This window comes from Anaerobacillus sp. ABR4_321 (assembly GCF_056158505.1).
Genome location: NZ_JBSWTK010000001.1, coordinates 773737 through 787424, shown reverse-complemented (window position 1 = coordinate 787424; position 13688 = coordinate 773737). Strand labels below are relative to the sequence as shown.

At 43.3% G+C, this 13688-nt stretch carries 15 protein-coding genes; 5 read left to right on the top strand and 10 right to left on the bottom strand.

Annotated elements, in window-relative coordinates:
• Positions 1 to 4: 4 nt before the first annotated feature.
• Both ACXADT_RS04265 and ACXADT_RS04260 read right to left on the bottom strand, forming a co-directional pair.
• The gene (locus tag ACXADT_RS04265) at positions 5 to 376 is read right to left on the bottom strand and encodes an SLAP domain-containing protein (protein WP_474833303.1); all 372 of its coding nucleotides are present in this window, start codon (positions 374 to 376) and stop codon (positions 5 to 7) included.
• The gene (locus ACXADT_RS04260) at positions 360 to 1418 is read right to left on the bottom strand and encodes an FUSC family protein (RefSeq protein WP_474833302.1); all 1059 of its coding nucleotides are present in this window, start codon (positions 1416 to 1418) and stop codon (positions 360 to 362) included. Before ACXADT_RS04260 ends, ACXADT_RS04265 begins: the two co-directional genes overlap by 17 nt.
• 106 nt (positions 1419 to 1524) lie before the next feature.
• On the opposite strand from ACXADT_RS04260, the gene ACXADT_RS04255 reads away from it, so the two are divergent.
• Positions 1525 to 2157, top strand: coding sequence for a DUF429 domain-containing protein (locus ACXADT_RS04255; RefSeq protein WP_474833300.1), 633 nt, complete (start codon positions 1525 to 1527; stop codon positions 2155 to 2157).
• Between the two features lie 92 nt (positions 2158 to 2249).
• Positions 2250 to 2537 carry a hypothetical protein gene (locus ACXADT_RS04250; RefSeq protein ID WP_474833299.1) on the top strand — a complete coding sequence of 96 codons (288 nt, stop codon included), beginning with the start codon at positions 2250 to 2252 and terminating at the stop codon, positions 2535 to 2537.
• A 30-nt stretch (positions 2538 to 2567) separates the two neighbouring features.
• On the opposite strand, the gene blaOXA is transcribed toward ACXADT_RS04250, so the two are convergent.
• The 4 genes from blaOXA to ACXADT_RS04230 all read right to left on the bottom strand — a co-directional run bounded on the left by blaOXA (position 2568) and on the right by ACXADT_RS04230 (position 5327).
• Positions 2568 to 3374: a class D beta-lactamase gene (gene blaOXA, locus ACXADT_RS04245; RefSeq protein ID WP_474833297.1), complete on the bottom strand. Its 807-nt coding sequence runs from the start codon at positions 3372 to 3374 to the stop codon at positions 2568 to 2570.
• Between the two features lie 126 nt (positions 3375 to 3500).
• Positions 3501 to 3695, bottom strand: a complete 195-nt coding sequence (locus tag ACXADT_RS04240) for a hypothetical protein (protein ID WP_474809855.1) — start codon at positions 3693 to 3695, stop codon at positions 3501 to 3503.
• Positions 3696 to 3749: 54 nt separating this feature from the next.
• Entirely contained in the window at positions 3750 to 4223 is a 474-nt protein-coding gene (locus ACXADT_RS04235) for a glutathione peroxidase (RefSeq protein WP_474833295.1), read from the bottom strand.
• Between the two features lie 60 nt (positions 4224 to 4283).
• Positions 4284 to 5327, bottom strand: coding sequence for a class I SAM-dependent methyltransferase (locus ACXADT_RS04230; RefSeq protein ID WP_474833294.1), 1044 nt, complete (start codon positions 5325 to 5327; stop codon positions 4284 to 4286).
• A 255-nt stretch (positions 5328 to 5582) separates the two neighbouring features.
• Here ACXADT_RS04230 and ACXADT_RS04225 point away from each other — a divergent pair, with 255 nt between their 5' ends.
• From ACXADT_RS04225 to ACXADT_RS04215, 3 genes are all read left to right on the top strand, one after another.
• Positions 5583 to 7313, top strand: a complete 1731-nt coding sequence (locus tag ACXADT_RS04225; protein ID WP_474833293.1) for a B12-binding domain-containing radical SAM protein — start codon at positions 5583 to 5585, stop codon at positions 7311 to 7313.
• A 175-nt stretch (positions 7314 to 7488) separates the two neighbouring features.
• A complete protein-coding gene (locus tag ACXADT_RS04220; protein WP_474809848.1) occupies positions 7489 to 8946 on the top strand; it encodes an amidase in 1458 nt (485 codons plus the stop codon).
• Positions 8947 to 8975: 29 nt separating this feature from the next.
• Entirely contained in the window at positions 8976 to 9893 is a 918-nt protein-coding gene (locus ACXADT_RS04215; RefSeq protein ID WP_474809847.1) for a DMT family transporter, read from the top strand.
• 15 nt (positions 9894 to 9908) lie between these two features.
• Here ACXADT_RS04215 and ACXADT_RS04210 read toward each other — a convergent pair whose 3' ends face one another.
• Genes ACXADT_RS04210 through ACXADT_RS04195 form a run of 4 tightly spaced genes read right to left on the bottom strand, consistent with a single transcriptional unit; the run spans position 9909 to position 13529 of the window.
• Entirely contained in the window at positions 9909 to 10667 is a 759-nt protein-coding gene (locus ACXADT_RS04210; RefSeq protein WP_474833291.1) for an IucA/IucC family C-terminal-domain containing protein, read from the bottom strand.
• The gene (locus ACXADT_RS04205) at positions 10642 to 11457 is read right to left on the bottom strand and encodes an ABC transporter ATP-binding protein (protein WP_270180511.1); all 816 of its coding nucleotides are present in this window, start codon (positions 11455 to 11457) and stop codon (positions 10642 to 10644) included. Before ACXADT_RS04205 ends, ACXADT_RS04210 begins: the two co-directional genes overlap by 26 nt.
• 18 nt (positions 11458 to 11475) lie before the next feature.
• Positions 11476 to 12525, bottom strand: a complete 1050-nt coding sequence (locus ACXADT_RS04200; protein WP_474833290.1) for a FecCD family ABC transporter permease — start codon at positions 12523 to 12525, stop codon at positions 11476 to 11478.
• On the bottom strand, positions 12522 to 13529 hold the full coding sequence (locus ACXADT_RS04195; RefSeq protein WP_474833288.1) for a FecCD family ABC transporter permease: 1008 nt from the start codon (positions 13527 to 13529) through the stop codon (positions 12522 to 12524). Before ACXADT_RS04195 ends, ACXADT_RS04200 begins: the two co-directional genes overlap by 4 nt.
• Between the last annotated feature and the right edge of the window lie 159 nt (positions 13530 to 13688).

Genomic DNA, 13688 nt, shown 5'->3' with positions numbered 1-13688 from the left:
GATTTTACAAAAATTTTATTTCCCAACGTTTTAACTCGGGCTCTTTCTGAAACGTATTCGAGTTATAAATGAACGTCCACGGCATCGCACAACGTGGTGGAACGACGAGAGATGAATGTGAGAAAGTATGTACAGCGACCAATTCACCTCTCTCACGATAGTGAAGAATTGTGTCATTCAGCTTCCATTCACAATCGTGGCCGTTCAAGACTAGGACGGTTGCAAGAAGTGATCCACGATGATTGATGGCGATTCGTACTGGTGCGAACGCTACCGTATGTAACTTGATCGGATACTGCTTGTATATTTCATAGAAAAGCATTCGATCTTTCTCGGAAATCGTTCTCTCCCATTTCTCCTCAAACTTCAGCGTCATGATGACGACTCCTTCTGTAGTGACGTAATTCTTTTTGCTCTAGCATATAGAGATCATCGAGTACATCGTTGAGAGATAGAAGTTCGAAGATGATGATCATCTTATCATCAAAATGATGACGGGAAGTTGATGAGATCGTTCTTGTATCATCGAGCTCATGAAAAAGCTGATCAAGCTTTTCTATTTTCAAAAGGTGTTCTTCCCCGATCTGATTCGTTGGATCATGGAAGGCTTTTGAGATCGAACATCCTGCATCGATGATCGTTTCATAGTCACCTTCATCAAACCCTTTTTTTGTATCGACGAAAAGCATGTTTCCAAGGTGATAGAGGATTTTCTGCATATATTCGAGCTTTTTCAGGATGACGGAAAAACTTCTCACCTCCTGCATGCTGTGGCGGCGATACTTCCATTCTTCCCTCTGGTATTCAATCAATTGATACGTTCGCTGAAGTTCGCGGCTCACGCGTTGGTACACCATGTTTTGCTTTCGTGCGTGTGGAAGGTCTTTCATAATTTGATCAAGAAGATCGCCGGCACTGTGATACAGCCCTTCAACGCTCTGGTTGATCATCGAGTGAAATTTTGGAGGCATAACAAAATAGTTTACCGCAGTGGACACGACAATCCCGATCAACGTTGTACTGAGTCTCAGTACGAAGGTCGTCATATGATCCCCCGTCGCATCTGGAATCATCGCAACGGCGGTAAGTGTTGCTACGAGCATGCCCGAATCGAGATGTAGTTTGTGACATGCGATGAGTGTAAGTGTTGCTGCTAGTGCATAAGTAAAAGGAGATTGGTGGAGGAACGACTCAAAGATCATCGCAAAGCCTGCGCCGATCGCCGCTGCTGGGAATCGTACGATTCCTTTTTTTATCGAGTCAGAAGCGGTGGGCTCAACCGTTACGATCGCTGTGATAACAGCAAAAAGAACAGGCAATCCAAGTGCATCGCAAATCCATGCCGTAATGAACGCGGCAAGGCCCGTTTTTAAGATTCGTCCTCCTACAAATTTGAATAATTTTTGTTTTAAATCCATCGTTAATCAGTCCATTTCTGTCCCTTCATTATATCTTACATAAGAGTTTACATAAACTAGATCTGCACATACAGTAGGCTTATAAAGCGGAAAGGGGTAAACGCAGATGACGTTATTCATTGGAATCGACTTGTCAGGACCTTCCAACACGAAAGATACTTCTATAGCTATTTTTAAAGAAGTTCAGAAAGAGCTACATATACAAGAATTACTAGAAGGCGCTTCTGACATGGACATTTATAACCGTTTGATTAGTGAAGAAGAAGAAATGGTGATTGGAATTGATGCACCGCTCTCTTATCAACCTGGTGGAGGCGACCGCCCAGGTGATCAAGCACTCAGGAAGCGGATTAAAGAAGTAGGAATGAGAAGCGGATCTATAATGACACCTACAATGACCCGGATGGTTTATCTGACATTAAGAGGGATATCATTATCAAGAGGACTATCGACCACCCACGCTTCTATTATAGAAGTTCATCCTGGTGCAGCCATTGGATTGAGACATGTTGATTTAAACTCTGTATTAACCTATAAATCTAATGATGCAGCAAAGCGAAAGGTCAACGTTTTTTTAGAAAACGAACGTGTAGTAGGAATTCCTGAAAGAGCAATACAATCCACTCATTCATTCGATGCCTGCTTAGCAGCATATTCAGCCTGGAAATGGAAAAATGATGAAGCCGTGTTTTCGTGTCCGGCACATCCTCCTTTCCACCCTTTTGAATTTGTATGTTAAAAAACGAACAAAACTCTTAATCTATTTTTTATGTATATATTCTACTTTTCTGGACAAGCTAGCAAATAAGCTATTATTAAGGAGGAAGTAGAATGAGTAAGGAAGCTTTGTTACCGATCGTTCCTTTTGAAACGTATTTGGAGAAGACGCAACATGGTACTGAGGTACAATACGAATATGAAAAGTATGAACTTTTATCTGGCAATCACGAAGGAGTAGCAACGTATTTTCTCATTGATTATCATACTGGATTAACCTATCACGTAGATTCTGAAACGGCTGGTTATTTTATTAAACTATACGCCTCTCGTAATGAGCAAATGTTGTTAGAAGAAATGACTTCACGTATTACCCCCACTACAAATCACTCATATATTTAAAAGACCCTGCATATGAGCAGGGCCTTTTTCTTAATTTCTTAACAAGCCATATTCTTTTAATATACTGACAGTTATTTCTTTTGCTTTAGAACCTGTTCCATCAATTTTTGTGACAAAAACGTATGCTTTTCCTTCTGATTCAATATACCCTACATACCATCCTAGACCAAAATCAGTAAGACGAGTACCTGTTTTCCCGTAGAGAGTATAGGAATCTTTCTCTTCTTGAATCATCATTCTTTTTACTATTTTCATAGTTCTTTCATCTAGAGGAAGTTCCTCTTTATACAGTCTTTCAATAAAATACGCTTGTTCCACAGGAGTGATTTTTAATGAACTATTTAACCAAAAATGATCGATCCCTCCGCTACTATCACTATTTCCATATGCTAGCTTATCAAGCCAACCCTTCATCCTCTCAGAGCCGATATCTCGAGCTACTTCTTGGTAGTACCAGATGGCCGAATCTCTCATTGCGGAACCTAGCGTATGGTCCTGATTCCAGCTGTCAAACTCTCTTTCAATTCCATCCCAGCGCTTTATATCATACTCGTCTTTTACAACTTCTAACTGGAGACCTATGAGTGCATTTGCGATTTTGAATGTAGATTCCGGGGTGTCTTGAATGTCGGCAAGTTTTTCATTATATACATAAGATTTTTCACTCTTTATATCTCTTAAAATAAATACTCCTTCATAGTCTGTAAAAAACTCACTCACATCCATTTGCTTCATATTGGGAGGCTTGTTGGGTGTATCATGACGTGCAATGACAGAAGGACATACTGACCCAGCAATAACGACAAACGCAAACATGCATAGCAACACCTTTTTCATAAAACACCTCGCAAATTTTTTATTCAAAGTAAGTATACTTGTAGCAGGGTTTGATTGGATGCTAATAAAGTCCTTATTATATGTGGGAGAATGGGCTCAAAATGGTGGAATAAAAAAACGCTGCGCTTAGTTGCGCAGCGTTTCCTGAAACACTTTAGGAACGATGTCTCGGAAGACCATGTATATCAAACTAATGAAAAACGCTGTGATTGCCATTGCAAACGAAGGAAACACATCCCATTCTCTGTCCATGCCCCAACCGCTGAGCATCGCTCCTGAAAACGTTCCAATCATATAGCAAAACGGAATCCACCATTTCATTTTGATATCACCTCATAGGTGATATACCCGCATCCGACAAAAATTGAACCTCAATCAGAGCATTCCTTCGACATCTTTCTTCAATTCTTGTGGCTGTGTTTCTGGGGAATACCGTTTAACAACGTTTCCACTCTTATCGACAAGAAACTTTGTGAAATTCCAAGGAATGTCGCCGTGTTCGACTTTAGGTGCCTCGTGTGTTAAATACTTGTACAGCGGGTGAGCATCGTCACCGTTCACATCGATTTTTGAGAACATAGGGAAATCAATGCCATAGTTAAGCGAGCAAAACGATTGGATCTCTTCTTCAGAACCAGGTTCTTGACTACCAAACTGATTACATGGAAAGCCTAGAATTTCAAAAGGTTGTTCTTCTAATGTTCGATAGAGCTCTTGAAGGCCTTCGTACTGAGGTGTTAAGCCGCATTTACTAGCCGTATTTACAATGAGAAGAACCTTCCCTTCATATTCTGATAGCTGAACATCGTTGCCTTCGATCGTTTTTACCGTAAATGAATGTACAGTCATCTTACCCCTCCTATTGGTTTCCCTCTACACATACCATAAATTTGAGAGATTCACCAACGATCAGCGTGCTCTTGCAATAATTCCGTTATGAACTTTGATATAGCCGTTCCTTAAGATCTCGAATCCATTTTCGTAAGCGTATAGTCCCATCTGACGAATGTCCATCAATTCACGATACGTGTGGTTCATAATATCCGCCATAATGTGATAGTAGATTCTCGATTTCACTTGATTTCGTGGAGTCGTCATGATGACATAGCCGCTTGGCTTCACAAATTTCCTATGCCATTCTAAGATGTCCGGCTTAAATTCGTCAGGAACGTGCTCTAGTAATCCAACACTTAACACAATATCAAACTCGTTTTGAAAATCGAGGTCACGAATATCTTTTACTAGATACGTAATGTTCATCTCGTCTTTGTACCAGACTTTCGTTGCGCCTGTTTGTGGATTCGTTCCAAGAAAAGGGTACGTGTCTGGAAATTTGCCGAAACGATCGGTTTTACAAAACGCATCATAATCCACCATCACGACTTCTCCTCCAGGATACATCGCATGAAGCTGCATCGCTTCGTACCCTTCAGCTGCCCCTAGAAATAGAATCCGCGGTTTTGACACATCCAATCCTTCAAACAACGCCCGCTTTCCTCTTGGATCCCAGATGCCGTCTTCGATTCGATGAACGTAATTCCATAGTGATAGTCGAATCATCTCGCCGAGCCCGTGCTTTACATCCTGCATTCGAAAACCTTTGAAACTATCTTTCAACTCTGCTTTGAGCCTGTACTGTTCTGCAGGGACATCTTGCATGAACAAACTGTGGAAGGAACGGTTAAAATGCTCCCAGGAGGTTTTAACAGGCATCGTCGTATCGTTTCTGTGTTCCCACTCCACACGATCCTTTGCAAGCTTCTTAACTTCGAACGGCCTTCCTACTTCTTTCCAGGACAGCTGTGACCAGTCGCTCACACCGGCATTGTGAAAGAGATCGCGTTTTTCATCACTACCTCTTCTGAGGTCAACACGATAATGTGGCAAAAGCGCAGTGTACTCAAGGTCCTGTTCCGTAAACGGATGTTCCCTCGTTACAGAAGCGATTTCCAAAACTGTCACTCCTCTTTTTTTATGACTCTTTTCTAAAAGATTGTTGCAATGAGGAACCACACTTAGTTGATGGGAGCGCAAATCAACCACTCCTCTTATAGCAGCAAAGTTTACGAAAAGAGCCATTTTTATTTATCATCTCACGGAGTTTCACTCGCTTCAACTATTATTCTGAATAATCAGACGTTTAAAACTGATTATTTTTGATCAAGAGGTGCTATAATTGTAGTGATTAATTTTACAGGAGTTGGAAAGATGAACGTTGTTGTTAGTACGCTGAATGCCAAATATATTCATACATGTCTTGCTCTACGCTACCTGAAAGCTTCTGCCGCACCGGAATTCGTTGTAAAGATGGCTGAGTATACGATCAAAGACCCCGTTATGAATATTGTTAGTGACCTTCACTCCATGAAGCCCGATGTCCTCGGGTTCAGCTGTTATATATGGAATATTGAAGAAACGCTCCCAGTAATCGAGATGCTGAAAAAAGTGAACCCTTCTCTTAAGATCGTACTTGGCGGTCCTGAAGTTTCGTATGATGTATACGATTGGCTCGATCGGATCCCTGAGGTGGATTACATCGTCATGGGAGAAGGGGAAGCTACGTTTAAAGAGCTTCTAAAGCGTATTGAAGCTGGTGAGTCAGTGGACGACGTGAAAGGCATCGCTTTTCGAAAAGATGGAAAGAATCATATCACCCCTCCTGCTGTGAAGCTTTCGTTGAGTGATATCCCTTCCCCTTTTCGCTTTGAAGAGGACCGCGCAGAATTAGGACGGCGTGTAACGTATGTAGAGACGAGTCGAGGGTGCCCTTATTCCTGTCAGTTTTGCTTGTCCTCCATTGAAGTGGGTGTTCGGTATTTTCCAGTCGAGCGCATGAAAGATGAACTTCTTTACTTGATGGATAATGGAGCAAAAACGATTAAGTTTGTTGACAGAACGTTTAACATCCGAAGAAATTACGCGATCGATCTGTTTCAATTCCTTATCGACCATCACCGACCTGGGTGCGTTTTTCAGTTTGAAATTACGGCAGACATCATGCGACCTGAAGTGTTGGAATTTCTTAACCGTGAAGCACCTCCTGGCCTGTTTCGTTTTGAAATCGGCATTCAATCTACGAACGATGCGACGAATGAGCTCGTGATGCGAAAGCAAAACTTCGAAAAGCTTGCGAGAACCATTACGATGGTCAAAGACGGCGGAAAGATCGATCAACACCTGGATTTAATCGCTGGACTCCCTGAGGAAGATTACAACTCGTTTCGTAAAACGTTCAACGATGTCTTTGCGTTTCGACCAGAAGAGCTACAGCTTGGTTTTCTAAAGATGTTAAGAGGCACCGGGGTTCGGATTAATGCTGCAAACCATGGTTACCTCTACATGGACCACTCTCCGTATGAAATACTAGGGAACAATGTGCTGTCCTTTGATGACATCATCCGAATTAAGCAGGTTGAAGATGTGTTAGAAAAGTACTGGAATGATCATCGCATGGATCGTACGATCGAGTACCTTGTCACAGAGGTTTTCGATTCTCCGTTCGACTTTTTCCAGGAGTTTGGAAGCTACTGGGAAGAAAACGGATGGTCTCGGATCGGTCATCAGCTTGAAGATCTGTTTAAAAGACTTGCGACTTTCCTTAGGAGCCGAGCACCTGAACAAATCGATCAGATCATTGCTCTTATGAAGATCGATTACTTAACGAACGCTAAAACGAAACCACGAACGGTTTGGTGGGAAAATCGTCTTGAGAAAGCAACTCAGCTATCTCTTCTTCATACACTTGCAGATACGCCTCATATACTTGGGGAAAGGTTCAAATCGTTGAGCCTTACACAGAGAGAACTTCAAAAGCATACGATCGTCGATACGATGATAAATAACGGTGAAAAGGAGCTTCTTGTTGTTTACTATGATCCGAAAACCTCAAGAAGTGAACTCTTTCAGTCATCTCTTCCATCTCAGCACTCTGTTTCATAATCGGAACTAGCATTTCGTACGTTACGAAATGCTTTTTTTGTTGCCGTTCTGTCGACATTCTTCGAGCATATGTGAGTGGTGCCTGTCACCTGTCATTTAAAGGATTATGTTGTTAGGGGACGAATTAATTAAGTAAACCTTGTCGGGGCTCAGTCCGACACGATGGAGGGATAAGATGTCACTAGTAGATTTGGATGCCGTTTCCCTGTCAAAGAAGATTGCAAGTAGAGAAGTTTCGTCTTCTCAAGTTGTCAAAACGTATATCGACCAGCTTAAATCGATCAACCCTACTCTGAACTGTCTGGTTGAAGACCGTTTTGATAAGGCGCTCGAAGAAGCCAAACTTGCTGATTATACTCTTGCAACTAAAAAGGCAGAAGGTCGTTTGTTCGGTGTTCCGATCAGTGTGAAGGAATGCTTTCACGTGGAGGGGATGTACACAACCGGAGGACTTAGCTATCGTACAACACATCGTGAAAAGCAAGATGCCCACGTTGTGAAACGCTTAAAGGACGAGGGTGCGATCATTTTAGGTAAATCGAATACTCCGCAACTTTGTTTTTGTCAGGAGACGGATAATAAACACTATGGAAGGACAAACAATCCCTGGGACATCTCTCGAACGGCTGGGGGATCAAGTGGTGGCGAGGCAAGCTTGATCGCTGCAGGAGGTGCAGCTGTTGGAATCGGATCAGATATCGGAGGATCAATTCGGATACCTGCTCATTTTAATGGTGTCATAGGGTTCAAGTCTGGTAATCGCCAAGTATCCCACGAAGGAACCTTTCCTTTCGTTCACATTCGTGAACAGGAGCGGATGCTTGGGATTGGGGCGATAAGTAAATCCGTTAGAGATGCACGATTGATCAACCAGATCATCACAGATGAACATTCGGAAACATCTTGCTTGGATGAATTTAAACTCGTTTTCCCAACTCCTCATCACCGTATTCCGATTAACCGTGAGACGTTTCAGCTTCTCTCGAGTATTCGTGATACATTTACAGAAGAAATCGACACCGAGCAGAATAACCCTCCATTCTTTAATGAAGCAGCACTTCTTTGGCAACAGATCATGTCGATCGACGGTGGCGCATCTCTTGCTAAACTTATGAGTGAAGATGGAAGCGCCGTACCGATTGCAGAATACATGAAGGAGAAGTTTTTCAAAACCTCTTCTGTTCATTCCTACTTATCGTGGGCATTAATCGGAGCAAAACTCTTTAAGCCGAATCGAAAACAGACGGACAACATCATCATGATGATCACCCGTGGTGAGGATCTCATTCAAGAGTATTTAGATAGACGCATACTAGTATTGCCGGTCTATCATACACCTGCTCCGCTGCATGGTGAACTATACCAAGAAATCTTCTCGATCAGAAGAACATTCTTAAACTATATGCCCTACGTTGCATACGCAAACGTATGGGGACTCCCCTCGCTCGTGGTCCCGATCGGAACGAGTAAAGAAGAAGGTTTACCAATCGGTGTTCAGCTTGTTAGTCGAAATGGAAACGAAGAAGCACTTTTTCAAATGGGAGAGAAACTTGAAGAGAAGTTTGGAGGATACAGAAGGTGTGATGCGTTCGATCAGCATTTGAATGAAGAAGCTGAAGCAGAACTCGTTTAATAGCTTACTAAGAGAGAGAAGGAATACTGTTGTCTACTTCCCAACAAAAAAAGTCGTATGTGGCGATCGCAATTGCGGTTGCTTTTATTTCAACATCAGCGGTTATGGTTAAGCTAACGTCCGCTCCTGCCTCGATCATCGCGATGTACCGCCTGATCTTTGCGACTTGCTTGATGGTGCCTCTCGTAATCTTCCGGTACCGAGGCGATTTCAAACGAGTTAGCAAAAGAGACTGGGGTTTTGGAACCCTTGCAGGCATTAGCCTCGCTTTTCATTTTATACTTTGGTTCGAGTCACTCAACTACACTTCCGTTGCAAGTTCTGTTGTACTCGTAACGCTTCAGCCATTATTTGCTTTTATCGGTACTTATCTATTTTTTAAAGAAAAACTATCTTGGCCTGCAATTGTTGGTGGAATGACCGCCATTGCAGGTTCTATTGTGATTAGCTGGGGAGATTTCAGAGTGAGCGGCATCGCCCTTTTCGGCGACATGCTTGCCCTCACTGCTTGTGCGATGGTGACGGGTTATTTGTTATTCGGTCAAAACGTTCGGAAACGTCTCGACCTTATCCCTTATACATTCATCGTATATGGAATTGCGGCGATCACACTCATCCTCTATAATGCTGTACTCACGTACCCCTTCATCGGTTACGCAGGATCAGATTGGATGATGTTTGTTCTTTTAGCGGTCTTTCCTACTTTACTAGGACATTCACTATTAAACTGGTCAGTGAAATGGGTCAGTGTTAACGTTATCGCCATGAGCATTCTATTTGAGCCCATCGGAGCTAGCATTCTTGCATATCTCCTGCTCGGCGAGACACTGCACCTCCTGCAGTGGGTAGGAGGCGGGATCATTTTGACTGGACTCTTCATATTCACAAGAACGTATCAGCGAGAGGTCCTATATGATGAGCACACAGTTCGACAGAGTTCAACATAAACCGGGTGGTACCTGTCACTTCATCTTAGGGCATGTTTTGCAGCAGCGGCCGTCATCTGACGCTTGATCGAAAAGACAGCAGGTTCTTCGAAAGCGTTGTTTGCCGTTCGCTGTTTCTTCTTTTTCTGTGTGATATTGAATGAATGGATTCACGCCACACGTAAAGCTTGTGCACTGAAACTCTTTTAGTAGATAGTGAAAATCTTCTTGGATCCTAGCTAGTTGTTCTTCGTCCGCATCCTTCTGAAGCTCCGTTTCATACAACCAAAATAAATAAATCGCAGCATTTTCCCATAGAATCGTAGGTGAAAGTTTTGTAGATCCTACGATGGTCTCGATAAGTGGAGCAAGGTTTTTATTGATCAACTCATCAGCAAGTTTTGCTCTCATCTCGCTTCTCGTTGCTGATTTACTCATCGTGTCTTTCGGCAGAACAAAGTTCATCATCCATGGTGTCGTACTTGTATCGACGTTGTACTTAAGCATTTCTGGCCCAGCGACAATAGGCTTATTCCATTTCGTGAACGAATACAAGAAAGGGACGAGAAGCATGAATGCATATCGCTTTACAAACTGCGATCCTGCGACGATCAAGGAAGGAAAGTGGCCTTCATCTACAAGTTTCTGAAGGAAACGTTTCAGATGATCTGCATCTAGTAGATCTTTCACTTCTCCGAGTTGACCGGTAGCTGAAGGGTCCATTCCAACATGTAGTCTTAGCTTCTCAAGTATCGCCTTTTCTTCATTACTAAACGTTTGCGGTTTGGCTAGCATGAATGTTTCTCCCCTTTCCATGTGGTACACATAATGGCGTCCCAAAGAGCGGATCCTCTAGTATGTTGCAGTCCAGTCCGAATACATCCTTCACAAGGTCGACTGATATAATATCCTCAGGTTTTCCTTGGTCATAAATCCCTTTATCTTTCACTGCGATAATGTGGTCTGCATACCTGCACGCAAGGTTCAAGTCATGCAGAACCATAACGATCGTACGGTTATCGCGTCTGTTTAATTCAAACAAGAGATCCAGCACTTCGACCTGATGAGCAAGGTCGAGGTACGTTGTTGGTTCATCTAACAGAATAATATTTGTATCCTGAGCGAGTGTCAGCGCGATCCACGCTCGCTGTCGCTGTCCGCCTGACAGAGAATCAACGCTACGCTCTGCTAATTCTTCAAGATTCGTAGACTTTAATGCTCTCTGGACGGCTTCCTCATCTTCTTCCTTCCACTGATTCAACCAGCTTTGATATGGATAGCGCCCTTGCTTGACGAGTTGAAGCACAGTAAGACCTTCAGGTGCAACCGGACCTTGAGGAAGAATAGCCATCTTACGTGCGATCTCTTTCGTATGCATGCTTGAAATTGCTTCTCCATCAAGCACAACTCCACCAGAATGTGGTTTTAAGAGACGCGCTAAACTTCTCAGTAGCGTTGATTTCCCACATCCGTTCGCACCGATCAATACACTCAGTTCCCCTTCAGGAATAAGCAAATTCAGATCTTCTATAACGGTATGTTCACCGTATCCCAATGTAAGGTCTTTTGTCTGCAAAGCATACATGGCTTTCACCTCGTCAATTTATAAGTTTCTAGAGCGATAGAGTAAGTAAACAAAGTAAGGGGCTCCGATCGCTGCTGTAAACACACCCGCTGGAACTTCTAGAGGTGAAAACAGCGTCCTACCGATCAAATCCGCAATGATGACAAGCATACTTCCTACCAGTGCTGAGGCAGGAACGAGGACACCAAAGGACGCCCCGACTAGTTTTCTTGCAATGTGTGGTGCCATCAAGCCAACAAAGCCGATTCCTCCTGCAAATGCGACTGCACCACCAGCAAGCCCAGTACTGATGAACAAAAGAACGATTCGGTCTCTCATGAGAATGGCCCCTGCGCCTTTTGCGACATCGTCACCTAGCTCCTGGAGGTTAACGCGCCTTGAATACACCATCAACACGAGTAGTAATATCGCGACCCATGGGAGAAGAGTGAGAACATCCTTCCCATTCGTCCCATGAACACTCCCTGTAATCCATATATTTGCATCTGAGGCTCTGTAAATAGGTCCAACAATCATGAGAAGCGTCGTGAGTGCTTGAAGAACGGCGGCAAGCCCTATTCCGATCAACACAAGCCTGATTGGAGAGATCCCATTTTTATATGAGAGAACGAACACGAGAAATCCAGTTGCGATTGCACCAATGAATGAAGCAAGAGGCAGCCATTGGATACTGACAGTAAGGGCGTTTGCTCGATCGCTAAAAATCGTCAAGAATCCAATCGTTGCAAGAGCTCCTCCCCATGTGATCCCTAGTATGTCTGGTGAAGCGAGCGGGTTTCGTATCATCCCTTGCAGAATGGCTCCAGAAACAGCTAACGCTCCACCTGCAAGGATCGCCATGGCTACTCTTGAAAAACGAAACTGTTTTACTACGAGTTCATTCATCTCAGTTCCATATCCAAAAAGCGCTTTTCCAACTTCGACAGGCGTCATAAAGATCTCACCGACTCCTATACTGATCAGCCCTGCCAAGATAACAAATAAACCGAGGATGAATGTCATCCACACTGCTCTTCGATCGATTAAATATGAAAATAATTTCGTTCTGAAGGAAGCATATTTCATCATAGCTTTGTAAACTCCCTTCGAGCGATATAGATAAAGAACGGAGCTCCGATGACAGCGGTCAGCACCCCAACAGGTGCCTCTAGTGGCATGATGACATACCGTGCTGCAATATCTGCTAGTAACAGGAGAACTGCCCCAAAGATAGCGCTGTATGGAATCACCCAGCGATAGTCAAAACCTACAACATAGCGCGCTAGATGGGGTACGACGATTCCGATCAAGCTGATAGGACCCGCGATCGCAACCGATCCTCCTGCAAGCAAGACGATAAAGATGGCTGCCATCACTTTAACAAGAATGGTTCGCTGTCCAAGCCCAACCGCAACATCTTCTCCCATAACGAGTGTGTTGATTTTTGAACTGATCAGGATGGAGCCGATCAAGCCGATACAGATGTAAGGCAAAACCGAAATTAGAATGGAAAGACTACGTCCTTCAACAGATCCAGCTAACCAAAAAAGAACGTCTTCTAGCGCTTTCTCGTTCAGTACGAGCATCCCCTGTGTTAGAGAAGAGAACATCGCAGCGATCGCTGCCCCAGCGAGCGTTAGCTTCATTGGAGTAAGACCTTCTCTTCCTAATGATCCAAGCGCATACACGATGACTGAAGCAACCGCTGCTCCTAAAAATGCTAGCCAGCTAAACACTGTGAGTGAGGACACAGAAAAAAACGTCACTGCAATGACGATCATAAAGCTCGCTCCTGCATTCACACCTAGTATTGAAGGAGATGCAAGAGGGTTTCGTGTGATCGCCTGCATCAGTGCACCAGCTACCCCAAGACTAGCTCCTACCGTCGCTCCTATAAAAGCTCGTGGCACGCGGTTTTCTCTTATAATGATATGTTCATTACTTCCATCAAATTTAGTGAATGACTTCCAGGCCGTTTCCCAGGAAATGCTCGTTAGACCGTAGACAACGCTCATCGCCATCAAGATCATTACGATAATTACTCCAAAAGCAATTCCCAGCCACCTTAACGTCATAGGTTTTATGCTAGTCATTTTATTAGTCCCTTTCTAAACCTTCCAAATTAAGTGTAGAAAAAGTTTGAAAGCGTGTCAATGATTTTGAGAATCACTATCAATTAAATGTTGACACATGTTTGACAATTAAGTATCATAAACATCGTAAATGAAAATGATTATCAATTCTACATAAGG

Excerpts from the sequence above, each read along its gene's own strand:
- ACXADT_RS04265 (WP_474833303.1), bottom strand. The coding sequence starts at position 376 with ATGACGCTGAAGTTTGAGGAGAAATGGGAGAGAACGATTTCCGAGAAA.
- ACXADT_RS04260 (WP_474833302.1), bottom strand. The coding sequence starts at position 1,418 with ATGGATTTAAAACAAAAATTATTCAAATTTGTAGGAGGACGAATCTTA.
- ACXADT_RS04255 (WP_474833300.1), top strand. The coding sequence starts at position 1,525 with ATGACGTTATTCATTGGAATCGACTTGTCAGGACCTTCCAACACGAAA.
- ACXADT_RS04250 (WP_474833299.1), top strand. The coding sequence starts at position 2,250 with ATGAGTAAGGAAGCTTTGTTACCGATCGTTCCTTTTGAAACGTATTTG.
- blaOXA (WP_474833297.1), bottom strand. The coding sequence starts at position 3,374 with ATGAAAAAGGTGTTGCTATGCATGTTTGCGTTTGTCGTTATTGCTGGG.
- ACXADT_RS04240 (WP_474809855.1), bottom strand. The coding sequence starts at position 3,695 with ATGAAATGGTGGATTCCGTTTTGCTATATGATTGGAACGTTTTCAGGA.
- ACXADT_RS04235 (WP_474833295.1), bottom strand. The coding sequence starts at position 4,223 with ATGACTGTACATTCATTTACGGTAAAAACGATCGAAGGCAACGATGTT.
- ACXADT_RS04225 (WP_474833293.1), top strand. The coding sequence starts at position 5,583 with ATGAACGTTGTTGTTAGTACGCTGAATGCCAAATATATTCATACATGT.
- ACXADT_RS04220 (WP_474809848.1), top strand. The coding sequence starts at position 7,489 with ATGTCACTAGTAGATTTGGATGCCGTTTCCCTGTCAAAGAAGATTGCA.
- ACXADT_RS04210 (WP_474833291.1), bottom strand. The coding sequence starts at position 10,667 with ATGCTAGCCAAACCGCAAACGTTTAGTAATGAAGAAAAGGCGATACTT.
- ACXADT_RS04205 (WP_270180511.1), bottom strand. The coding sequence starts at position 11,457 with ATGTATGCTTTGCAGACAAAAGACCTTACATTGGGATACGGTGAACAT.
- ACXADT_RS04200 (WP_474833290.1), bottom strand. The coding sequence starts at position 12,525 with ATGATGAAATATGCTTCCTTCAGAACGAAATTATTTTCATATTTAATC.
- ACXADT_RS04195 (WP_474833288.1), bottom strand. The coding sequence starts at position 13,529 with ATGACTAGCATAAAACCTATGACGTTAAGGTGGCTGGGAATTGCTTTT.